Annotated in this window: 20 protein-coding genes; 17 read left to right on the top strand and 3 right to left on the bottom strand. The window is 69.3% G+C overall.

Annotation, left to right across the window (positions count from 1 at the left end; translation table 11 throughout):
- The first annotated feature begins 423 nt into the window (after positions 1–423).
- Together ACQP0P_RS33990 and ACQP0P_RS33985 are read left to right on the top strand one after the other, a co-directional pair.
- On the top strand, positions 424–1809 hold the full coding sequence (locus tag ACQP0P_RS33990; RefSeq protein WP_433362892.1) for a family 2B encapsulin nanocompartment shell protein: 1386 nt from the start codon (positions 424–426) through the stop codon (positions 1807–1809).
- Between the two features lie 114 nt (positions 1810–1923).
- Positions 1924–2964, top strand: a complete 1041-nt coding sequence (locus ACQP0P_RS33985; RefSeq protein ID WP_433362889.1) for a family 2 encapsulin nanocompartment cargo protein polyprenyl transferase — start codon at positions 1924–1926, stop codon at positions 2962–2964.
- 168 nt (positions 2965–3132) lie between these two features.
- On the opposite strand, the gene ACQP0P_RS33980 is transcribed toward ACQP0P_RS33985, so the two are convergent.
- Entirely contained in the window at positions 3133–3867 is a 735-nt protein-coding gene (locus ACQP0P_RS33980) for a hypothetical protein (RefSeq protein WP_433362886.1), read from the bottom strand.
- 326 nt (positions 3868–4193) lie between these two features.
- Between ACQP0P_RS33980 and ACQP0P_RS33975 the strand changes: the two genes are divergently transcribed.
- The 4 genes from ACQP0P_RS33975 to ACQP0P_RS33960 all read left to right on the top strand — a co-directional run bounded on the left by ACQP0P_RS33975 (position 4194) and on the right by ACQP0P_RS33960 (position 8789).
- Entirely contained in the window at positions 4194–5831 is a 1638-nt protein-coding gene (locus ACQP0P_RS33975) for an ABC-F family ATP-binding cassette domain-containing protein (protein ID WP_433362884.1), read from the top strand.
- Positions 5832–5917: 86 nt separating this feature from the next.
- On the top strand, positions 5918–6898 hold the full coding sequence (locus tag ACQP0P_RS33970) for a LacI family DNA-binding transcriptional regulator (RefSeq protein ID WP_433362882.1): 981 nt from the start codon (positions 5918–5920) through the stop codon (positions 6896–6898).
- Between the two features lie 348 nt (positions 6899–7246).
- Positions 7247–7798, top strand: a complete 552-nt coding sequence (locus tag ACQP0P_RS33965; RefSeq protein WP_433362879.1) for a hypothetical protein — start codon at positions 7247–7249, stop codon at positions 7796–7798.
- Between the two features lie 265 nt (positions 7799–8063).
- A complete protein-coding gene (locus ACQP0P_RS33960) occupies positions 8064–8789 on the top strand; it encodes a hypothetical protein (RefSeq protein ID WP_433362876.1) in 726 nt (241 codons plus the stop codon).
- A gap of 32 nt (positions 8790–8821) precedes the next feature.
- Here ACQP0P_RS33960 and ACQP0P_RS33955 read toward each other — a convergent pair whose 3' ends face one another.
- A complete protein-coding gene (locus ACQP0P_RS33955) occupies positions 8822–9331 on the bottom strand; it encodes a hypothetical protein (protein WP_433362874.1) in 510 nt (169 codons plus the stop codon).
- A 129-nt stretch (positions 9332–9460) separates the two neighbouring features.
- On the opposite strand from ACQP0P_RS33955, the gene ppgK reads away from it, so the two are divergent.
- Entirely contained in the window at positions 9461–10213 is a 753-nt protein-coding gene (gene ppgK / locus ACQP0P_RS33950) for a polyphosphate--glucose phosphotransferase (RefSeq protein WP_433362871.1), read from the top strand.
- Between the two features lie 93 nt (positions 10214–10306).
- Here the strand turns inward: ppgK and ACQP0P_RS33945 are convergent, their stop codons facing one another.
- Positions 10307–11296 (bottom strand): LLM class flavin-dependent oxidoreductase, encoded by a 990-nt coding sequence (locus ACQP0P_RS33945; RefSeq protein WP_433362868.1) that lies wholly within the window; start codon positions 11294–11296, stop codon positions 10307–10309.
- Positions 11297–11562: 266 nt separating this feature from the next.
- On the opposite strand from ACQP0P_RS33945, the gene ACQP0P_RS33940 reads away from it, so the two are divergent.
- The 10 genes from ACQP0P_RS33940 to ACQP0P_RS33895 all read left to right on the top strand — a co-directional run bounded on the left by ACQP0P_RS33940 (position 11563) and on the right by ACQP0P_RS33895 (position 20462).
- Entirely contained in the window at positions 11563–12294 is a 732-nt protein-coding gene (locus ACQP0P_RS33940; RefSeq protein ID WP_433362865.1) for a PIG-L deacetylase family protein, read from the top strand.
- A gap of 10 nt (positions 12295–12304) precedes the next feature.
- On the top strand, positions 12305–13006 hold the full coding sequence (locus ACQP0P_RS33935) for a 4-carboxy-4-hydroxy-2-oxoadipate aldolase/oxaloacetate decarboxylase (protein ID WP_433362862.1): 702 nt from the start codon (positions 12305–12307) through the stop codon (positions 13004–13006).
- Positions 13003–13797: a DUF1932 domain-containing protein gene (locus ACQP0P_RS33930; protein ID WP_433362859.1), complete on the top strand. Its 795-nt coding sequence runs from the start codon at positions 13003–13005 to the stop codon at positions 13795–13797. The genes ACQP0P_RS33935 and ACQP0P_RS33930 overlap by 4 nt, the downstream gene beginning before the upstream one ends.
- Positions 13794–14885: a 4-oxalomesaconate tautomerase gene (locus ACQP0P_RS33925; protein ID WP_433362856.1), complete on the top strand. Its 1092-nt coding sequence runs from the start codon at positions 13794–13796 to the stop codon at positions 14883–14885. Before ACQP0P_RS33930 ends, ACQP0P_RS33925 begins: the two co-directional genes overlap by 4 nt.
- Positions 14886–14945: 60 nt before the next feature.
- Complete coding sequence (locus ACQP0P_RS33920; protein ID WP_433362853.1) at positions 14946–15899, top strand: VOC family protein; 954 nt, start codon at positions 14946–14948, stop codon at positions 15897–15899.
- Positions 15900–16014: 115 nt separating this feature from the next.
- A complete protein-coding gene (locus ACQP0P_RS33915) occupies positions 16015–16683 on the top strand; it encodes a GntR family transcriptional regulator (RefSeq protein WP_386315244.1) in 669 nt (222 codons plus the stop codon).
- A 390-nt stretch (positions 16684–17073) separates the two neighbouring features.
- Entirely contained in the window at positions 17074–18024 is a 951-nt protein-coding gene (locus tag ACQP0P_RS33910) for an ABC transporter substrate-binding protein (RefSeq protein WP_433362849.1), read from the top strand.
- A gap of 11 nt (positions 18025–18035) precedes the next feature.
- Positions 18036–18845, top strand: coding sequence for an ABC transporter permease (locus tag ACQP0P_RS33905; RefSeq protein ID WP_433362846.1), 810 nt, complete (start codon positions 18036–18038; stop codon positions 18843–18845).
- Positions 18842–19627, top strand: coding sequence for an ABC transporter permease (locus ACQP0P_RS33900; protein ID WP_433362843.1), 786 nt, complete (start codon positions 18842–18844; stop codon positions 19625–19627). Before ACQP0P_RS33905 ends, ACQP0P_RS33900 begins: the two co-directional genes overlap by 4 nt.
- A 1-nt stretch (position 19628) precedes the next feature.
- Positions 19629–20462, top strand: a complete 834-nt coding sequence (locus tag ACQP0P_RS33895; RefSeq protein WP_433362840.1) for an ABC transporter ATP-binding protein — start codon at positions 19629–19631, stop codon at positions 20460–20462.
- The last annotated feature ends 107 nt before the right edge of the window (positions 20463–20569 follow it).

Below are 20569 nucleotides of genomic sequence, written 5' to 3'. Positions count from 1 at the left end.
CCGTGGGCCCTGCCAGTCGTGGGTGCTTCCTGGCGTTTTCCCTGTTCTGTTGGTGGATGACGGGTGCGTGCCTGAGATGAGAAATGTCGGCAGGCCCGGCAGGCAGGGGGAATCGAGTCGGATCCGCGACCTGCCGGGACCTCGGTTCGGGCCTGGACGGCGTCGAGAACAAGACATTCAATATTTTTCGGGCATTTGACGATGGAGCCTTTGTTTATTGTTGGCCCGATCGTATTCAATGCTTGACAATATATTTAAGGGCAACCCAAAATTGAGGCGTCCATGATGGCGGGTCGAATTCGGATCCGCGCATCGGGAGGTCAGTATTTTGCCGTTTCTGTCGCGGTTGACTGACGTTTCCTCCTGGTTGATTCATGTCTTCGCTTTCCCTGTTGGTACGAGCACGGATCGGTGGTGTGTGTTGTGACGGAGTTCGAGGCTGGCCGGTCGCAGCTGAGTCTGAGTACGGACGCCGCGCGTAACCTGGCGACGACGACCAAGTCGACTCCCCAGATGCAGGAGATCACCTCGCGGTGGCTGCTGCGGATGCTTCCCTGGACGCAGGTGTCGGGCGGCACCTACCGCGTCAACCGGAGGCTGACCTACACGATCGGCGACGGGCGGGTGAGCTTCACCAATGCCGGATCGCAGGTGGCGGTCATCCCCGCCGAGCTGTGCGAGCTGCCCCTGCTGCGCGGGTTCGACGACTCCGACACCCTCGACGCGCTGGCGGGCCGGTTCGTCCAGCGGGAGTTCCGGGCCGGCGACGTGCTCGCGGAGTCGGGGCAGCCGGCCGACGAGGTGGTGCTCATCGCGCACGGCAAGGTCAACAAGGTCGGCACCGGGCCGTACGGCGACGAGATCGTGCTGACGGTGCTGGCCGCGGGTGACCACTTCGGCGACGAGACGCTGGCCGGCACGGACGGCGAGTGGTCGTTCACCGCGAGGGCGGTCACCAGCGGCACGGCGATGGTCCTGCCCCGGCACGCGTTCCTGGAGCTGGCCGAGCGTTCCGAGGAGCTCCAGGCCCATCTGCGGCGGCGGGAGACCGCCACCAGCGGGCCGCAGAACAAGTACGGCGAGGCCGCCGTCGAGGTGGCCGCCGGGCATGCGGGAGAGGCCGACCTGCCGGGCACGTTCGTCGACTACGAGCTCAGCCCGCGCGAGTACCAGCTGAGCGTCGCGCAGACGGTCCTGCGGGTGCACAGCCGGGTGGCCGACCTCTACAACGACCCGATGGACCAGGTCGAGCAGCAGCTCCGGCTGACGATCGAGGTGCTGCGCGAGCGGCAGGAGCACGAGCTGATCAACAACCGCGAGTTCGGGCTGCTGCACAACGCCGACCTCAAGCAGCGGATTCACACCCGCAGCGGGCCGCCCACCCCCGACGACCTCGACGAGTTGCTCAGCCGCCGCCGGAGCACGAGCTTCTTCCTGGCACACCCGCACGCCATCGCCGCCTTCGGCCGCGAGTGCAACGCGCGCGGGCTCTACCCGCAGGGCGTCGACGTCGGTGGTAGCGGGGTGCCCGCCTGGCGTGGTGTCCCCATCTTCTCCTGCAGCAAGATTCCCATCACCGGCACCCGCACCACGTCGATCCTGGCCCTGCGCGTCGGCGAGGACAACCAGGGCGTCATCGGCCTGCACCAGACCGGCATCCCCGACGAGTACCAGCCCAGCCTGTCGGTCCGGTTCATGGGCATCAGCGAGAAGGCGATCATCTCCTACCTGGTCAGCGCCTACTACTCCGCGGCAGTCCTGGTGCCCGACGCGCTCGGCATCCTGGAAGACGTAGAGATCGGCCACTGAGGCCGGAGTCTCCGGTCCTGACGGACGCGTTTCCCCCGGGCCCGCCCGGGTCCGGCACCTCGGCCGTTCTGGCCGCATCGCTTCTTGGAACGGCCGAGTGAGGAAGAGCCAAGCATGACGACCACTGAGATGAGGACAGGCGGGCGGTCCGCGGACGAGGTGCTGATCTGGAGCCGGAACATGGTCGAGGCGACCCTGCGTCCGGCGATCGACACGCTGTCGGCCCCGATGAGGCGCATCGCCGGTTATCACTTCGGCTGGTGGGACGAGCAGGGCCGGCCGTCCGCGCTCGGCGGGGGCAAGGCGCTCCGTCCCGCGCTGGCCCTGCTGGCGGCCGAGGCGGTCGGAGGTGCCGCGGCCCTGGCGCTTCGACCGGCGGCGGCGGTCGAGCTGGTGCACGACTTCTCCCTGCTGCACGACGACGTGATGGACGGTGACCGGACCCGCCGCCACCGTCCCACGGCCTGGGCAGTCTTCGGTGTCAGCCCGGCCATCCTGGCCGGTGACGCGTTGCTGACGCTGGCCTTCGACGTGCTCGCGACCGGCGGGCACGCGATCACCGCCGAGGCGACCCGGGTCTTCGGCACCGCGATCCAGGAACTGCTCGAGGGCCAGAGCGCGGACGTCGCGTTCGAGGGACGTCACGACGTCGGGCCGGCCGAGTGCCTGGGCATGGCGGCCGGCAAGACCGGCGCCCTGCTGGGGTGTGCCTGCGGGCTCGGCGCCCTGTTCGGGGGCGGCGACCCAGAGCAGGTCGAGCACCTCACCGCCTTCGGCAGGGACCTGGGGCTGGCGTTCCAGCTCGTCGACGACCTGCTGGGCATCTGGGGAGATCCCGAGGTGACAGGCAAGCCGGCCCACTCGGATCTGCGTAGCCGGAAGAAGTCCATCCCGGTCGTCGCCGCCCTGACCTCGGGCACCCCTGCCGGACATGAGCTGGCCGGTCTCTACCACCGGGAGCGGCCGCTCTCCGACACCGACCTGGTCCGCGCGGCCGAGCTCGTCGAGGTCGCGGGTGGGCGGGCCTGGACCCAGCTGGAGGCCGATGAGCTGCTCGCGCGGGCCCTGCGTCACCTGGGATCCGCGGGCGCGCTGCCCCGGCCCGCCGCCGAGCTGGCCGCACTCGCCCGTCTCGTCGCCCGCCGCGACCGCTGACCGGAACCGTTGCAGCGCTCTCGCACCTGGCCACCGAACAGTTGTCAGCCCCGCGTTCGCCACCGACTCACGCACCCGGAGGGTGTCTTTACCGGGCCGTCACCGTCAGGAGGCGACGGCGGAGGCCCGGGTCGCCCCGGGCCTCCGCGTCGACTGCCTCAGGTGGGACTACCGGTGGTAGCTGTACACGCGCACCCAGTCGGACCGGCTCCTGCTCTCGGAGAGGTCGTCGGTCCCGTTGAAGATCGCGCGGTACTCACCGCTCTTGGTGGCGCGGGCCCTGGCGTCGAACCTGCCCTTCCAGTCGGTGTTGTCGGAGGTCACGAACTTCCAGGCGCTGGAGCCGCGCTTGCGGAAGTAGATCTCCACCTCCTCGCCCCGCACGTTCTTCCAGTAGTGGTCGTCGACCTGGAGACGACCGGTGAAGTAGACCCAGCGGCCCTTGCGGACGGACTCGGGACTGGCGGAGAACCGGTAGACGCGGGTCTCGGCCTTCTCCTTCTTCTCGTGCTTGACGGAGAAGTTGACCTCGTCGGTGACCTTCTTGCCGTCCTTGTCGTACGCATCGGCGATCGCGACCCAGCGGCCCTCGAAGTCGGAGGCGTCGAAGCTGGTCGTGAAACGCCACAGGTCGCCCTGGTGGAAGATCTGGGGCTCGCGCGTGTCCTGGGTGCGCAACTGGTCGGAGACCGGCTTGAGGCGCAGTTCGACGCGCTCGGCCTCGGTGGTGCGGACCTCGATGGTGACCCTCGTGTCGTCGTCACCCTGCACGACGACCGGATTGGGGTTGACGCTGTCGATGCGCACACTGAGAGCGACTCGCTCCGCGGAGGCCGTTCCGGCGGACATGAGCAGCGAGCCGCTCACGGCTGCGGACAGCAGGCCGATGGCGATTCGTTTCATCAAGATGATTTCCTTTTCTCCCCGTTGGCGTAGGCGGTCGGGAGTGACCACCTCCTCCCTATAAGACGGCCTAGAAGTAAGCGATGTTGCCCAAAGTCCCAAAAAAGGGAGCGTTAAGTCTCTGCAGAGTAACGCTTCTCTGCGGGAATGGGCAGGTCAATAGCCGATTGCCGCCGCCAGAAAAGTTTTTTCCACTAAAAGAGATATGTCTGATTTGCCGGGAATAAGGGCTGGGGTGGCGTGCGGCCTCTCCCGGGGTGACCTGACCTCGAATCGGACATATCGGACATGGCGTTGTGGTCGCCGAGGGCGGATAACGTTTACGCATGAGTGCCACCATCGTCGCCAAGGATCTGGCCGCCGGACACGGCGACCGAGCGCTTTTCACCGGGCTCGACCTGGTGGTCGCCCCGGGCGACGTCGTCGGCCTGGTCGGGGTGAACGGCGCGGGGAAGTCCACTCTGATGCGGATCCTCGCCGGGCTGCTGCCTCCCGAGCACGGCTCCGTACGGCTCAGCCCGCCCTCGGCGTCGGTCGGCTACCTGCCGCAGGAGCGCGAGCGCCGGGCGGACGAGACGGTCGCGGACTTCCTGGCCCGCCGTACCGGGGTGGCCGCCGCGCAGCGCGCGCTGGACGCCGCGACCCAGGGGCTGGTCGAGGGCCGTCCGGGTGCCGACGACGAGTACGCCGCGGGTCTGGAGCGCTGGCTCGCCCTGGGTGGTGCCGACCTGGAGGACCGCGCGGGGGAGGTGGTCGCCGAACTCGGCCTCGCCGTGGAGCTCGACCGGCCGATGACGGCGCTCTCCGGGGGGCAGGCGGCGCGGGCGGGCATGGCCTCCCTGCTGCTCAGCCGCTACGACGTCTTCCTGCTGGACGAGCCCACCAACGATCTCGATCTGGAGGGGCTGGAGCGGCTCGAACGCTTCGTCACCGGTCTGCGCGCCGGGACCGTCCTGGTCAGCCACGACCGCGAGTTCCTGGCCAGGACGGTGAACCGGGTCGTCGAACTCGACCTCGCCCAGCAGTTGATCCGCCTGCACGGCGGTGGTTACGAGGCGTACCTCGCCGAGCGTGAGGTCGCCCGTCGGCACGCTCGTGACGAGTACGAGGAGTACGCCGGCACCGTCGCGGCCCTCAAGCAGCGCGCCGGGATCCAGCGTGCCTGGATGGAGAAGGGCGTCAAGAACGCGCGGCGCAAGGCGACGGACAATGACAAGATCGGCCGTAACCTCCGTGCCGAGACGACCGAGAAGCAGGCCGCGAAGGCCCGCCAGACCGAGCGGATGATCGAGCGGCTGGAGGAGGTCGAGGAGCCCCGCAAGGAGTGGGAGCTCCGGATGGAGATCGCGGTCGCCCCCCGCTCCGGAGCCGTCGTCGCGACGCTGCGCGAGGCCGTGGTCCGGCGCGGCGCGTTCACTCTCGGCCCGGTGAACCTGCAGATCGGCTGGGCCGACCGGGTGGCGGTCACCGGTGCCAACGGCTCGGGCAAGTCCACGCTGCTCGCCGCGCTCCTGGGCCGGATCCCGCTTCAGGAGGGAGGTGCCTCACTCGGTCCCGGCGTGGTCGTCGGCGAGGTGGACCAGGCGCGCGGGCTGTTCCTCGGTGACGAGCCCCTGGTGGACGCCTTCGGGGCCGCCGTGCCCGACATGACCCCCGCCGACGTCCGTACGCTGCTGGCCAAGTTCGGGCTGCGCGCCGCGCATGTGCCTCGCCCGGCCGTCACCCTGTCGCCGGGGGAGCGGACCAGGGCGGCGCTGGCGTTGCTCCAGGCGCGCGGGGTGAACCTGCTCGTGCTCGACGAGCCGACCAACCACCTGGATCTGGCCGCGATCGAACAGCTGGAGTCCGCGCTCGCCTCCTATCCCGGTACGCTGCTGCTGGTCACCCATGACCGCCGGATGCTGGAGGCGGTGCACACCACCCGGCGCATCCAGGTCGACACCGGTCGGATCACCGAGAGCTGAACGGGACGGCTGCGGGCTCCTTGACTCTTGACGTAACTTTCGCAAGTTTACGCAAGTAATTGCTTTCCTTGCCTTATAGTTTCATCATGACGCGACGGCTTGCAGAAGTGGCCAAGAAGGTCGGGATGAGCGAGGCGACGGTCAGCCGCGTGCTCAACGGGAAGCCCGGGGTGTCCGAGGCGACCCGCGAGGCCGTTCTCACCGCGCTCGACGTGCTCGGCTACGAGCGGCCGACCCAGCTGCGGGGTGACAGGGCGAGGCTGGTCGGGCTCGTCCTGCCCGAGCTGCAGAATCCCATCTTCCCCGCTTTCGCCGAGGTGGTCGGCGGGGCGCTGGCCCAGCAGGGGTTCACCTCCGTGTTGTGCACCCGCACGCTGGGCGGCGTCTCCGAGGCGGAGTACGTCGATCTGCTGCTCCAGCAGCAGGTGTCGGGTGTGGTGTTCGCCGGAGGCCTGTTCGCCCAGGCGGACGCCTCGCACGAGCACTACGAGCTGCTGCGGGAGCGGCGCCTGCCGACCGTGCTGGTGAACGCCGCGGTCGCGCATCTCGCCTTCCCGCAGGTCTCCTGCGACGACGTGGCCGCCGCCGAGATGGCGCTGGGCCACCTGCGGTCGCTGGGCCACGAGCGGATCGGCATGGTGCTCGGCCCCCCCGATCACGTGCCCTCGCGGCGCAAGCTGGACGCGGCGGGGCTCGGCCCGGAGTTCGTGGAGCACACCATGTTCTCCCTGGAAGGCGGGCACGCGGCGACCGCGCGGCTGATCCGCAAGGGCGTGACCGGCGTCATCTGCGCCAGCGACGTGATGGCCCTGGGGGCGATCAGGGCGGCACGCAGAGCGGGGCTCTCCGTGCCCGGAGACGTCTCGGTGATCGGCTATGACGACTCCGCGCTGATGAACTGCACGGACCCGCCGCTGACGACGCTGCGCCAGCCGATCGACGCGATGGGGCGCGCGGTCGTCGACCTCCTCGCGGCTCAGATCGACAAGGCGCTGGTCCCGGCCGACGAGCTGCTGTTCGAGCCCGAACTGGTGGTCAGGGCCTCGACCGGCCCGGTGAAACGCTGAGGGAGCTCACTGTTTCCACAATCGTTTGTCGCTGATTTTCTTATTTGCATTAGCATGTTGCGGAAACATGCTTTAAAGCAGGGATTTAGTGTTCAAGAATTCCTGAAATTTGCAGCTCAGGTGGTGGTCTCCACTGCCGGTCGGCCCATCGGAGGGCGATGCACTCACTCTGGGACGTCGTGGGGCTTGTCCGGCACTTTGGTCGTTACTGAGCCATCTGCGGGCCGCCCTTTTACCGTTTTGGTCACGCTGCGTAGTTGTTGATCTCTTAAGGTGATCGCAGCGGGTGTGGAAGATCCATTACTTGCTCATCCCCCCGAAGACTCCGTCATTCGGAAGGAAGAGACCTTGCGTAAGAGATTCGCCGCACTCACCTCGGCGGGGGCGGGCGCCTTGCTGTTCATCCTGGCGGCGCCGGCGGTGGCGGCCCCCAGCGCCGACACCATCGTCACGTTCACCGTGACGGCGGGAAGCCTGGACATCACCGCGCCGGCCGGTCCGACCAACATCGGTTCCACCGCTCCCGCCGGTTCGGTCACCGGGCAGATCGGCCCGGTGTCGGTCTCCGACACCCGCGGTGGGGCCACCTCGGTCTGGACCGCGTCGGTGTTCGCGACGGACTTCACCGTCGACGACCTGACCGTTCCCTTCGCCGCGGTGCAGTACTGGTCCGGCCCGGCGACCGACACCACCGGCGGCGGCACCTTCACCCCCGGTCAGCTCACGGCAGGCGACGCCGTCGCGCTGACCGGTACGACGGAGACCGCCGTGACGGTCTTCGGCCACACGGGGGGCACCGGTGGTAGCACGGCCACCTGGAACCCCATGTTGATCGTCAACGTCCCCATCACGGCCGAGCTGGGCGCCTACAGCGGGACGGTGACACATCAGGTGGCGTAACCGGCTCGCTGGAGCGTTCATACCGACGCTGCTGGCCGCGCTGTTCTCCGGCGCGGCCGGCGCGAGCCCGGTCACCACCGACCCCCGGGGCACGATCGGCATCCGCCTCCTTGAGGCGCCGGTCAGCCACCGCAACGACCCGCGCGCGCTCTCCTACATCGTCGACCATCTCCATCCGGGCACCACCATCCGGCGAAAGCTGGAGGTTTCCAACACCTCCAGGAGGACCCAGCGCATCCGCCTGTATCCGGCCAGTGCCGACATCGTGCGGAACACTTTCAGCGCGCCGCCGGGCCAGGTCCAGAACGAGCTGGCGACCTGGATATCACTCGACCGCCCCTCGATCGACGTGGCACCGGGCGGCAAGGAGGTCGCGCAGGTAAAGATCACAGTGCCGCCCGCCGCCTCGCGTGGCGAGCGGTACGGCGTCGTCTGGGCGGAGACCGTGGCCGAACCCGACGTCACCAACCCCGTGCGCGTCATCAATCGTGTCGGGATCCGCGTCTACCTCGACGTCGGGAACGGCGGTGACCCGCCCTCGGACTTCCGGGTCGAGAGCCTGACTCCCAAGCGCGGCACGGACGGCAGCCCGCAGGTGGCGGCCCTGATCCGTAACACCGGTGAGCGGACGCTGGACATGAGCGGGACGCTGTCGCTGTCGGACGGACCGAGTGGCCTGCAGACCGGGCCCTTCCCCGCCGACCTGGGAGTCACGCTGCTTCCGGGGGCCACCGCTCCGGTGGTCGTGACCCTGGACCCGCAGGTGCCGGCAGGGCCCTGGAAGGCGAAGCTGACCCTGATGAGCGGCATGGTGAAACGGGCGGTCACCGCCACCATCACCTTCCCCGCGACGGGCACCGGCCCGCCTGTCACGCCCGACCAGGACTACCTGCCCATGGCGGGGCTGATCGCGGGACTGGTCGTGCTGCCCGCGACGGCACTCGGATTCATGGTGCGCCGCAGGCGCCGGGCCGCCTCCCCGGTGAGCTGACGCTCTCACCGGGGAAGGCGGCCGGCCGCCGGTCACTTCGAGACGTAGAGGATCTTCCAGGTGCCCGCGTACAGGCAGTTCAGCGAGGGCTTGGCGGCCTTGGCCTCCGAGCAGACCTTCAGTTCGAGCTGGTAGAGGTCGTTCTGGGAGAACGCGAACGACTTCGGGGTGCCGTACGAGCAGTCGACGATGCTGCGGTGCTTGAACGGCAGATTCTTCCCGTCCGCGGTCCGGTAGGTGAGGCGGAAGACCGCCCAGCCGCAGGAGGGCCCCTTGGTCAGGTCGTAGATCTTGCCGGAGATCCGGCCCGTCGCGGCGGCCGGGATGTCGGCGTGGTCCTCGCCGGAGACCGTCAGCGAGCCGTGCGTCTTGGCCTTCCGGCCGGGAGCGTACCGGACGCCCCACTGGATGGTGCCCTGGGTGGCGCTCCGCGCGGCCGTGGTGTCCTCGGTGGGGCCGGTCGCGGCCTGGGCGGCCACCGGGGCGATCGATATGAGAGCGGCGGCGAGGGCGAGTGCTGTCAGGGAACGGGTGATCGTCATGGGAGGGGTTCCTTTCCGGCTGCGATGCCCACAGTCTGAGATGGGCTGCTTTCAACCGGGTTGATCGCCATCTGCAAGCGAGTATCAGCCGCCTGTCAGGGGGAAGGGGAACCGGCAGGAGGTAAGCACATGGAAGCGCTGGGAATCGACATCGGCGGGTCGGGGATCAAAGGCGCGCCGGTGGACGTCACCACGGGGCGGCTGACGCGAGAGCGGTTGCGCATTCCCACACCGAAGCCCGCCAAGCCCAGAGCGGTGGCCGAGGTGGTGGTGCGGATCGTCCGGCACTTCGACTGGGACGGGCCGGTGGGCGTGACCTTTCCTGGAGTCGTGGTCGACGGGGTCGCCGGCTCGGCCGCCAACGTGGACAAGGACTGGATCGGCACGAACGTGCGAGAGCTGTTCTCCGTGGAGACCGGCCTGCCGACGACGGTGCTCAACGACGCCGACGCGGCAGGCCTGGCCGAGGCGGAGGCAGGGGCGGCCAAGGGCAGATCGGGGGTGGTCATGCTGCTGACCTTCGGCACCGGGATCGGCAGTGCCCTGCTCATGGACGGCCGTCTGGTGCCCAACACCGAGCTCGGCCACCTGGAGATCAGGGGCAAGGAGGCGGAGAGGCGTGCCTCCGACCACGCGCGGGAGGCACACGACCTCGGCTGGGACGAGTGGGCCGACCGGGTGGCCGAGTATCTCGAACACCTTGAGGTGCTTTTCTCTCCCTCGCTGTTCGTCATCGGCGGAGGGGTCAGCAAGAAGGCCGACAGGTTCCTGCCCCGGATCAGGATACGTACCCCGATCGTCCCCGCGGCTCTCCAGAACGAGGCGGGAATCGTGGGCGCGGCCATGGCGGCCTTGCGAAAGCAGCAGAACCGGCTCGCCTAGTGCGATGACCGCCCACGTCCGCCGGGTTTCGGTGATCCGGGGACTTCGGCGGCCCGGCGGTCGACACCGCGCCGCCGCCGAACGTGCCCGATGTCAGGTGGCGAGGAGGCCGCGGGCTTCCGCGAGGAGTTCGAAGGAGCGCAGCCAGGCCTTCCGGTCGGGGGAGGCGGAAACGGTGATCAGCTCGTCGGCCTGGAAGTTCTCGGCGAAGCGGTGGAGATAGTCCGTCACCTCGGCCGGGGTCCCGACGGCGGAGTAGACGGCCATCTGGAGGATCTGCTGCCCCGCGGGGGAGGCGAGGATGCCGTCCGCCTCCTCCGGCGTGAACTTCCGGCCCCGGCCGAGCAGCAGGCTGACCCGGCTGCGCTTCATGGCCAGGAAGTGCTCCTGCGCCTCGGCCGTGGTGTCGGCCGCCAGGACGTTGACGCCGGCGATGACGTACGGGCGATCCAGCTGTCGGGACGGCTTGAACTCGCGCCGGTAGAGCGAGACGGCGTCCTGGAGCGCGTTCGGCGCGAAGTGGGAGGCGAAGGCGTACGGCAGCCCGAGTGCGGCGGCGAGCCTGGCTCCGAACAGGGAGGAACCGAGGATGTACAGCGGCACGTCGGTGCCCTTGCCCGGCGTCGCGTCGACGCCCGGGATCCGGGACTCGCCGGTCAGGTATCCCTGCAGTTCCACGACGTCCTGCGGGAAGTCGTCCGCGGCCGTCGGGGTGCGGCGCAGGGCCCGTGCGGTCTGCTGGTCACTGCCCGGCGCCCGGCCGAGACCCAGGTCGATACGCCCCGGATGCAGCGTTTCGAGGGTTCCGTACTGCTCGGCGATGGTCAGCGGGGAGTGGTTGGGGAGCATGACACCGCCGGCTCCGAGGCGGATCGTCCGGGTGTGCGCGGCCACGTGGGCGATCAGGACGCTGGTCGCCGAGGACGCGATGCTGGGCATGTTGTGGTGCTCCGCGTACCAGATCCGCCGGTAGCCCCACTCCTCCGCGCGCTGGGCCAGGGTCACGCTGGCCCGCAGGCTGTCGGCGGCCGTCTCTCCCTCGCCGATGTACGCCAGATCAAGGATGGAGAGTGGAGGAGCCATGGGGAGCAAGCCTTTCGTCGCGGGGAGGGGGGAGCGTGCCCCCCTTCGAGTGCTGTTCAACGGCACCGGCGCCGCGGTTATTTCAGCGCCGCTCGCCGGGCGGTCACCGGGATCCACCGGCCAGGTTGTCTGGAAGGATAGTTAGGGATATTGTTGACAATCTCGTAACTAATTACGTTGGCGGCTCGGGCGCCATTCCGGCGGACTGTTGACGATCAAGCGGACGGCCGGGCCGTGTCGCCGTCTCGGGTATGAGGAGGACGGGTATGCCGACCAAGGGCCCTCTGCTGGTCATCACCGCTCATCCAGGTGATTTCGTCTGGCGCGCGGGTGGGGCCATAGCCCTGGCCACTCGAAGCGGGCAGCGCGCGGTGATCGCCTGTCTCAGTTTCGGCGAGCGTGGTGAGTCCGCCAGCCTGTGGCGCCAGGGACGCGGGCTGGAGGAGGTCAAGGCGGTCCGGCGCGAGGAGGGCGAGAAGGCCGCCGGCGCGCTGGGCGCCGAAGTGCTCTTCTTCGACGCCGGTGACTACCCGTTGATCGAGACGCCGGAGCTGACCCGTTCGCTGATCGACCTGTACCGGGACCTGCAACCGACCGTCGTGTTGACGCACGCGCCGAGCGACCCGTACAACATCGACCACCCGGTCGCGGGAGAGATCGCCAGGAAGACGCGGATCCTCGCCCAGGCGCCCGGCGTGCCGGGCGACGGCGAGGTGATCGGCGCTCCTCCGGTGTTCTGTTTCGAGCCGCATCAGCCGGAGGTGTGCGACTTCCGGCCCGATGTCCTGCTGGACATCACGCCGGTGTGGGAGCAGAAGCTCGCGGCGATGCGGAGCCTCGGCGCGCAGGGCCACCTGGTGGAGTACTACAGCGATCTGGCACGCCGGCGCGGGGTGCAGGCCAAGCGCAACAGCGGGCCGAACCTGGGGCTGCCCGTGGAGACGTTCGCCGAGGCCTACCAGCGGGTCTACCCGCAGGTCACCGCAGAGCTGGACTAGGAGGACTCGCGTGGCAGGGCACTATGTCGTACGGAATGTGACGCGTCCCGACCCGGACGTCGTCAAGGAGTTGCGTGAAGCCGGGGTGGCCACGGTGCACGAGGCGGCGGGACGTACCGGGCTGGTGTCTCCGGAGGTCGGCCCCCGCCAGGACGGCGCGGTGATCGCGGGTCCCGCGGTGACGGTGTCGAGCCATCCGGGCGACAACCTGATGATTCACGCGGCCGTGGAGATGTGCCAGGAGGGCGACGTCCTGGTGGTGACGACGACGTCCCCGTCCACCGACGGCATGTTCGGCGATCTGCTCGCCGCGTCCCTGCTCTCCCGCGGAGTGGTGGGGCTCGTGACGGACGCCGGTGTGCGCGACATCGCCGCCCTGCGAGAGATGGGGTTCCCCGTCTGGGCACGCGCCGTCTCGGCGCGGGGCACCGTCAAGGCCACCCCCGGCTCCGTCAACGTGCCAGTCGTCTGCGGTGGACAGGTGGTGCGGCCCGGCGACGTCGTGGTCGCCGACGATGACGGGGTCATGTGCGTGCCCGCCCGGTCGGCGGCGGAGGTGCTGGCCAGGTCACGGGCCCGGATCGCGGCCGAACGGGACAAGCGCGCGGCCCTGCGGTCCGGCGTGCTCGGCGTCGACATGTACGGCCTGCGCGAGGTGCTGGCCCGGCTGGGCGTGGAGTACGTCGACGAACACCCCGAGGGTGCCCTGTGAGACCGCGTGTCGCCTTTCTCGGACTCGGCGAGGCCGGCTACGCCGTCGCCTCGGGTCTCAGCGCCCGGGCGCACGTCACCGGCTTCGACCCCGCCTGGACGGGCCGCCCGGCCGAGTTCACCGTCTCGGCCTCCGCGGCCGAGGCGGTGGCCGGCGCGGACGTGGTCATCGCGCTCACGGCGGCCGTCGACGCACCCGGCGCGCTGGAGTCCGTTCTCACCAGGACCGCGGACACCGCGATCTACCTCGACCTGTCGACGGCGAGTCCGGATCTCAAACGCGACCTCGCGGCCACCGCGACCGCGCACGGGCTGACCTTCGCCGAGGGGGTCCTGATGGCGCCGGTGCTCCGGCTGCTGGTGAGGACCCCCGTCCTGGCCGCGGGCCCCGGCGCCGGGCGGGCCGCCGAGCTGCTTTCCGCCTGCGGGATGGACATCACCCCGCTCGGTGGGGAGGTCGGCGAGGCGGCGGCGCGCAAGCTGCTGCGCAGCATCGTGGTCAAGGGCCTGACCGCCCTGATGGTCGAGTCATTGCGGGTGGCGGAGTCGCAGGGGCTGGGGCAGTGGTGCTACGACCATCTGGTCGACACCCTGACCGAGCTCGACGGTGACGTGGTCCGCAGGCTTCTCGACGGCACCGTGGCGCACAGCGTACGCCGCGTGGCCGAGATGGAGGCGGCGGCCTCGATGGCCAGGGCGGCGGGGGAGCCCGCGGCGATGACCCTGGCCACCGCCGAGGTCCTGAAGTCGGTGCCCGGCCAGGGGGTTCCGCGGTTCGGGACGGCGCCGTGAACACCGTGCGGGAGATCGAGGACGAGGGGATCCGGTGCATGCTGATGCGCGGTGGAACCTCGAAGGGGGCCTACTTCCTCGCGGAGGATCTGCCCGCCGACCAGGCCCGCCGCGATGACCTGCTGCTCCGGCTGATGGGCTCGCCCGACGCCAGGCAGGTCGACGGGATCGGCGGCGGTCACCCGCTGACGAGCAAGGTCGCGGTGGTGTCGCGCTCGGCCGATCCGCAGGCCGATGTCGACTACCTGTTCCTGCAGGTGCAGGTCACCGAGGCCCGGGTCTCGGCACAGCAGACGTGCGGCAACCTCCTGGCCGGCGTCGCACCGTTCGCCATCGAGCGCGGACTGATCCCGGTGGACGGCGACACCACCCGGGTGCGCGTCCGGATCGTCAACGGCGGCGGTATGGCCACCGCCACCGTGGACACCCGTGACGGCCGGGTGAGGTACGCGGGCAGCACGCTCATCTCGGGCGTGCCCTTCGGTTCGGCGCCGGTGACCCTCGATTTCGAGGGCACGGAAGGCTCCGTGTGCGGCAGCCTGCTGCCCACCGGGTCGGTGCGGAACCGGATCGCCGGCGTGGAGGTGACCTGCGTCGACAACGGCATGCCCGTCGTGCTGATGGCCGCCGAGGCGCTCGGGGTGACGGGATACGAGTCGCCCGCCGAACTGGAGGGCGACGCGGCGCTGAGGGCGAAGGTCGAGGAGATTCGCCTCCAGGCGGGCCCGCTCATGGGACTGGGCGACGTGCGCGCGACCACGGTGCCCAAGATGTCGCTGGTGGCCGCCCCCCGCGACGGGGGCGCCATCTCGACCCGGACCTTCATCCCGCACCGGGTCCACACCTCCATCGGAGTGCTGGGAGCGGTCTCGGTCGCCACCGCCGTACTCCTTGAGGGCTCGGTCGCCGCCGAGATCGCGGTGAGCGGGCCACCGGGAGACATCCTGCGGATCGAGCATCCGACCGGCTTCTTCGACACCTCGATCGAGGTGTCGGGCAGCGGAGCGCGGCTGCGCGTGCACCGGTCGGGAGTGCTGCGCACCGCGCGCAAACTCTTCGACGGCCTCACCTGGCCGCGCCAGACCTGACCACCGGCGTGATTTCGAGAACGAGCCCGCCGTGGGCCCCACCGACCCTGAGGAGATCCGATGCAGTCAGAAGCGTTCCGCGACATCGCCCATGTGGGATCCGTCGAGCTTTTCACCTCGGTGCCGGAGGAGACCCGTGACTTCTTCGTCGACCTGATGGCGATGAAGGAGGTCCACCGGGAGGGCGACTCGATCTACCTGCACTCCTGGGACGACTACGAGCGGTACACGGTGAAGGTCACCGGCGCCGGCCAGGCCGGCGTCGGCTGTACGTTCCTGCGGGCGGCGAGCCCGCAGGCCCTGCGGCGCCGGGTCGAGGCCATCGAGGCGGCCGGCTTCGGCACCGGGTGGAGCGAGTCGGAGTTCGGGCTCGGGCCCGTCTACCTCTTCACCGACCCGGACGGTCACCGGATGGGGCTGTACTACGAGACGGAGCGGTATGTCGCGAGCCCGGAGCATCGGCCGTCGTTGAAGAACCAGGCCTCGGCGTTTCCCGGAAGAGGGGCGAACGTCCGGCGCCTGGACCATGTGAACTACCTGGCCGCCGATGTGCCGGCGGCCTCCGGCTTCATGTCCGGCGTGCTCGGGGCGCGGCCCACCGAGCAGATCGTCACCGACGACGGTGAGGTCGCCGCCATCTGGTACTCGGTCTGCAACAAGTCCTACGACCTCGTCTACACCTCCGACTGGCGCGGTGCGCGGGGACGCCTGCACCATGTGGCGTTCGCGACCGACACCCGGGAGGACATCCTGCGGGCCGCCGACGTCTTCCTTGAGGCCGGCATCCACATCGAGACCGGCCCGCACAAGCACGCCATCCAGCAGACGTTCTTCCTCTATGTCTGGGAGCCCGGCGGCAACCGCATCGAGCTGTGCAACGCCGGTGCCCGGTTGATCCTGGCCCCGGACTGGGAGGTCATCACCTGGACCCAGGCCGAGCGCGCCAAGGGGCAGGCCTGGGGGCTGAAGACCATCGACTCGTTCCACACCCACGGCACCCCCGTGATCGAGTGATGCGCCCGGCACCCCCGGAGGGCCGAGGGCGGACAGATCATTTCGCCGGCTTCGGAACCTATAATGTTGACGCCTTCAGTCGCCGCCCTACGGTGACCGAAACGGGAGGAAGGTCATGGGAGCGGACGATCTCCAAGATCTAGTCGCGAAGATCCGCCGCTCGGTGCTGACCGGGCAGTTCGCCGCAGGGCAGCGCCTCATCGAATCCGAGCTGTGCGACTTCTACCAGGTCAGCCGGTCCACCGTGCGGCAGGCACTGCGTGAACTCGTCGCCGACGGCCTGGTCGAGGTGCAGCGCAACAAGGGAGCGCGCGTCCGCACGATCTCCACCGCCGAGGCGGTGGAGATCACCGAAGTACGGATGGTGCTGGAGGGCCTGCTGGCGGCGAAGGCGGCGGAGCAGGTGACGCCCGAACAGGCCGAAAGACTGCTCGGGATCAAAGAGGCGATGCGCGAAAGGGTGGCGGCACACGACCCGCTGGCCTACTCGGATCTCAACGCCGCACTGCACGCGCTCATCCAGGAGATCGCGGGGCAGTCGACCGTCCGCAACATCCTCGTCCGGCTGCAGGGCCAGCTCGTCCGTCACCAGTTCCGGCTGTCGCTTCAGCCCGGGCGGTCCGCCGTCTCCCTCGGCCAGCACGAGAAGATCGTCGATGCCATCGTCGCCGGTGACCCGGCCGGCGCCGAGGCCGCGATGCGAGCACACCTGCGTGACGTGATCACGCAGATCTCGCGATTCCAGACCCCCGACGTCGACGTGGCGGTGCTCGCCGAGGCCTGATCCGGCACGCACACCCCAGGCCTGTTCCCGGTGTCCAGGCCCGCTTCGGCATGCCCGCGCACAGGTCCGTCCAAACTGCTCACAAGCTTGGTTCGTCATTTGGTGAAAAAATCGTTGACAATCGCGTACATGATTTATAGCGTCGTCCTCATAAAGCAGCCTTATGGTCGGGGAGAGCAGCCGCCGGTCGGTTGTCGTCCCTCAGTGCGGTAGCACCGCTACCGGAACCCGTACGGGTCCGGAGGTTTCCGCGTCGTCGCCCGCCGGTGGACGGCGAGGGAAGACTCGCCCAGCCGACGTGCCTCCTGCGACCACGACGAGCGCCGACGTCAATTCCCCCCAACTTCACCGACGTCCTGGAGAAGTACCGTGATCAGATTCCGCGTAGCCATGGCAGCCGCCTCAGTCCTGTTCCTCGCGGCATGCGGGGGAGGGCAGGCAGGGCCGTCGGTCGCACCCGCCGCCGGTACTCCGTCCGGCCCCACCTCGGTGAAGGTCAGCGTCATCCCCATCGTCGACGTGGCCCCCATCTACCTCGGCGTGGAGCAGGGCTTCTTCGAGGAGGAAGGCCTGAAGCTGGAGCTCGTGCCCGCCCAGGGCGGCGCCGCCATCGTGCCGGCCGTCGTCAGCGGTCAGGTGGAGTTCGGGTTCAGCAACCTCACCTCGCTGGTCATCGCCCGGTCCAAGGGGCTGCCGCTCAAGGTCGTCGCGCCCGGCGCGGGTTCGACGGGGGAGCAGGGCAAGGACTTCGGCGGGGTGGTGGTCAAGGCCGACAGCCCGCTGAAGTCGGCCGCCGACCTGGTCGGCAAGCGCGTCGCGGTCAACACGCTGGGCAACATCAACGACACCACGGTCCGGGCCTCGATCCGGGCCGCCGGCGGAGACCCGAAGAACGTGAACTTCGTCGAGCTGGCCTTCCCGGACATGCTCGCGGCCCTGGAGGCGGGAAACGTCGACGCGGTCCAGATCGTCGAGCCGTTCCTGGCGACCGCGCTGAAGAACGGCGATCGCGTGATCGCGTCGAACTACGTGGACGCCGCTCCCGGGCTGACCATCGCCGGGTACTTCACCTCCGAGCAGACCGCCACCGCCAAGCCCGACCTGGTGAAGCGCTTCACCGCCGCGATGCAGAAGTCGCTGAAGTACGCCACCGACAACCCTGACGCCGCGCGCAAGGTGCTGCTCACGTACACGAAGATCGACTCGGCGCTGACCGGATCGCTCACGCTCCCGACCTTCCCCGCGGAGATCAACACCAAGTCGCTGGAGACGTTGATCCAGCTCGCTCTGCAGGACGGCCTCATCCAGGCCGCGCCGAACGTCAACGAGCTGCTGCCTTGACAACGGTGACGATGGCGGACAGGCAGGGGCGGGGCGGGAGACGTCACCGTCCGTCGCCCGTCTGGCTGCTGGGCCTGATCGGTCTGACAGGGTTCGTGGCGATCCTGGAGCTGGTACCCAGGGCCGGGCTGGTGGATGAGCGGTTCCTGCCGCCGTTCAGTGACATGCTCTCGGCGCTGGTGGAGCAGGCCGGAACGGCAGAGTTCTGGCAGGCCCTGCTGGAGACGTTGCGCGGCTGGGCGATCGGCCTCTCGATCGCGATGGCGGCGGGCGTGCTGCTCGGGATCCTGATCGGCGGCGTCCCGCTGCTGCGGGCGGCGATGACCTCGACGATCGAGTTCCTGCGCCCGATCCCCTCGGTGGCGTTGATCCCGCTGGCGGTGCTCCTGTTCGGCACGGACATGCGCTCGACGCTGCTGCTGGTGGTGTACGCCGCCTTCTGGCAGGTGCTGGTGCAGGTGCTGTACGGGGTGCGGGACGTGGACCCGGTCGCACGGGAGACCGCGCGCTCGTACCGGTTCGGTCCGCTGACCCAGGTGCGCACGGTGATCTGGCCGACCGCGCTGCCGTACGTGATGACCGGGTTCCGGCTGGGGGCGGCGGTGGCGTTGATCCTGGAGATCACCGGTGAGCTGATCATCGGATCCCCCGGGCTCGGCAGGCAGATCGCGGTGGCACAGACCTCGGGTGCGGTGGCGTCGATGTACGCCCTGGTCATCGTGGTCGGCCTGGTAGGTGTGGTGGTCAACGTGATCGCACGCGCCGGTGAACGCCGGTCGCTGCGTTGGCACCCCTCGATCCGTACGGAGGTGCCGCAGTGAGGGAGCCCGGTACGGTCCTGAGAATCCTGCTGCTACCGGCCCTGCCGGTGCTGCTGGTCGCGACCTGGTGGCTGACGACGGCGGACAGCACGAACTTCTTCTGGCCGCCGCTGGAGCGGATACTCGGCACGTTCGGTGAGACCTGGTTCACCGGCAGATTCACCGCCGACGTGCTGCCCAGCCTGGCGCGGCTGCTGGTGGGCTATCTGGTGGCCGTGGCACTGGGGGTGGCGCTGGGCACCGCGATCGGGTCCTCACGGACGCTGCGGGCCCTGGTGGAGCCGGTCCTGGAGTTCTTCCGTGCGGTCCCCTCGCCGGTGCTCGTGCCGATCCTGATGCTGTTCGCCGGCATCGGTAACGAGATGAAGGTTCTGGTCATCGTCTCCGGATGTGTCTGGCCGGTGCTGCTGAACACGGTGGAGGGAGTGCGCGCCCTGGACGAGGTACTGCGCGACACCGCCCGCTGCTACCGGCTGCGCCCCCGGTCGGTGCTCGTCCATCTGGTGCTGCGGGGAGCCAGCCCGCAGATCGCCGCCGGAGCGCGACAGGCGCTCTCCATCGGCATCATCCTGATGGTGATCAGCGAGATGTTCGCCGCGAACAACGGCGTGGGGTTCACCATCATCCAGTTTCAGCGCGGCTTCGCGATCCCGCAGATGTGGACCGGGATCATCATGCTCGGACTGATCGGCGTCGTCCTTTCGGTGATCTTCCGGGTGGTGGAGAGCCGGGCACTGAGCTGGTACACCGGTCTGCGCATGTCGCAACGGACAAAGGGTTGACATGACCACCACACCCATCGGCGCCACCGCGCGTCCCGAGGCCCCGACCGCGCTGCTCGACGTACGTGACCTGCGAAAGGTGTACGGCGGCGGGAGCCGCAGTGTCGAGGCGGTCCGTAACCTGACCTTCAGCATCGCGCCCGGCGAGCTGGTCTGCATCGTCGGCCCCTCCGGGGCGGGCAAGACCACCCTGCTGAGATGCGTCGCCGGGCTGCTGGACACCACCGCGGGCGAGGTGGTGCTCGAAGGCGAGAAGGTGACCGGCCCGCCCCGCGGCATGGCCGTCGTGTTCCAGGAGTACGGCCGAAGCCTGTTCCCCTGGATGACCGTGCGGCAGAACGTCGAACTCCCGCTGAAGGAGAAGAAGGTCCCCAAGGCCGAACGCCGGCGGCTCGTCGAGCAGGCGCTGGAGGCCGTCGGCCTGGCCGACGTCCACAACGCCCACCCCTGGCAGCTGTCGGGCGGCATGCAGCAGCGGGTGGCCATCGCCCGCGCGGTCGCCTACGAGCCGCACATCCTGCTGATGGACGAACCCTTCGCCGCCGTCGACGCGCAGACCCGCGCCGACCTCGAAGATCTCGTCCGCACCCTGTGGCGGCGCCTCGGGGTCACCGTGCTGTTCGTCACCCACGACATCGACGAGTCCGTCTATCTCGGCCAGCGCGTCATCGTGCTGTCCAACTCGCCGACGGTCGTGCTCGAAGAGGTCGCCGTCGACCTGCCGGACGATCGCGACCAGCTCACCACCCGCTCCCTGCCCCGCTTCGCCGAGCTCCGGGCCCACGTCTACGAGCTCATCCAGCGCGCCAAGCGCGGCGACCGGCCGGCGGGCTGAGCGGGCCTTTCCGGCCACGGTGACCGTGGACGCCGCGGGCGCCCTCTGGGCGGCCGCGGCGGCGAGGAGATCCAGGCGGCGGAACCACCGAGGGCGTGCTCGGGTCC

The sequence above is a fragment of the Streptosporangium sp. CA-115845 genome (assembly GCF_050943795.1).
GTDB lineage: Bacteria > Actinomycetota > Actinomycetes > Streptosporangiales > Streptosporangiaceae > Streptosporangium.
Note: the sequence above shows the minus strand (reverse complement) of the source record. Positions and strands in the feature narration are given on the sequence as shown.

What these genes read in the sequence shown, in the direction of transcription:
- ACQP0P_RS33910 (WP_433362849.1), top strand. Translation starts at nt 17,074, where the DNA reads ATGGCAGCCGCCTCAGTCCTGTTCCTCGCGGCATGCGGGGGAGGGCAG.
- ACQP0P_RS33920 (WP_433362853.1), top strand. Translation starts at nt 14,946, where the DNA reads ATGCAGTCAGAAGCGTTCCGCGACATCGCCCATGTGGGATCCGTCGAG.
- ACQP0P_RS33970 (WP_433362882.1), top strand. Translation starts at nt 5,918, where the DNA reads ATGACGCGACGGCTTGCAGAAGTGGCCAAGAAGGTCGGGATGAGCGAG.
- ACQP0P_RS33940 (WP_433362865.1), top strand. Translation starts at nt 11,563, where the DNA reads ATGCCGACCAAGGGCCCTCTGCTGGTCATCACCGCTCATCCAGGTGAT.
- ACQP0P_RS33905 (WP_433362846.1), top strand. Translation starts at nt 18,036, where the DNA reads ATGGCGGACAGGCAGGGGCGGGGCGGGAGACGTCACCGTCCGTCGCCC.
- ACQP0P_RS33955 (WP_433362874.1), bottom strand. Translation starts at nt 9,331, where the DNA reads ATGACGATCACCCGTTCCCTGACAGCACTCGCCCTCGCCGCCGCTCTC.
- ACQP0P_RS33975 (WP_433362884.1), top strand. Translation starts at nt 4,194, where the DNA reads ATGAGTGCCACCATCGTCGCCAAGGATCTGGCCGCCGGACACGGCGAC.
- ACQP0P_RS33915 (WP_386315244.1), top strand. Translation starts at nt 16,015, where the DNA reads ATGGGAGCGGACGATCTCCAAGATCTAGTCGCGAAGATCCGCCGCTCG.
- ACQP0P_RS33895 (WP_433362840.1), top strand. Translation starts at nt 19,629, where the DNA reads ATGACCACCACACCCATCGGCGCCACCGCGCGTCCCGAGGCCCCGACC.
- ACQP0P_RS33980 (WP_433362886.1), bottom strand. Translation starts at nt 3,867, where the DNA reads ATGAAACGAATCGCCATCGGCCTGCTGTCCGCAGCCGTGAGCGGCTCG.
- ACQP0P_RS33985 (WP_433362889.1), top strand. Translation starts at nt 1,924, where the DNA reads ATGACGACCACTGAGATGAGGACAGGCGGGCGGTCCGCGGACGAGGTG.
- ACQP0P_RS33945 (WP_433362868.1), bottom strand. Translation starts at nt 11,296, where the DNA reads ATGGCTCCTCCACTCTCCATCCTTGATCTGGCGTACATCGGCGAGGGA.
- ppgK (WP_433362871.1), top strand. Translation starts at nt 9,461, where the DNA reads ATGGAAGCGCTGGGAATCGACATCGGCGGGTCGGGGATCAAAGGCGCG.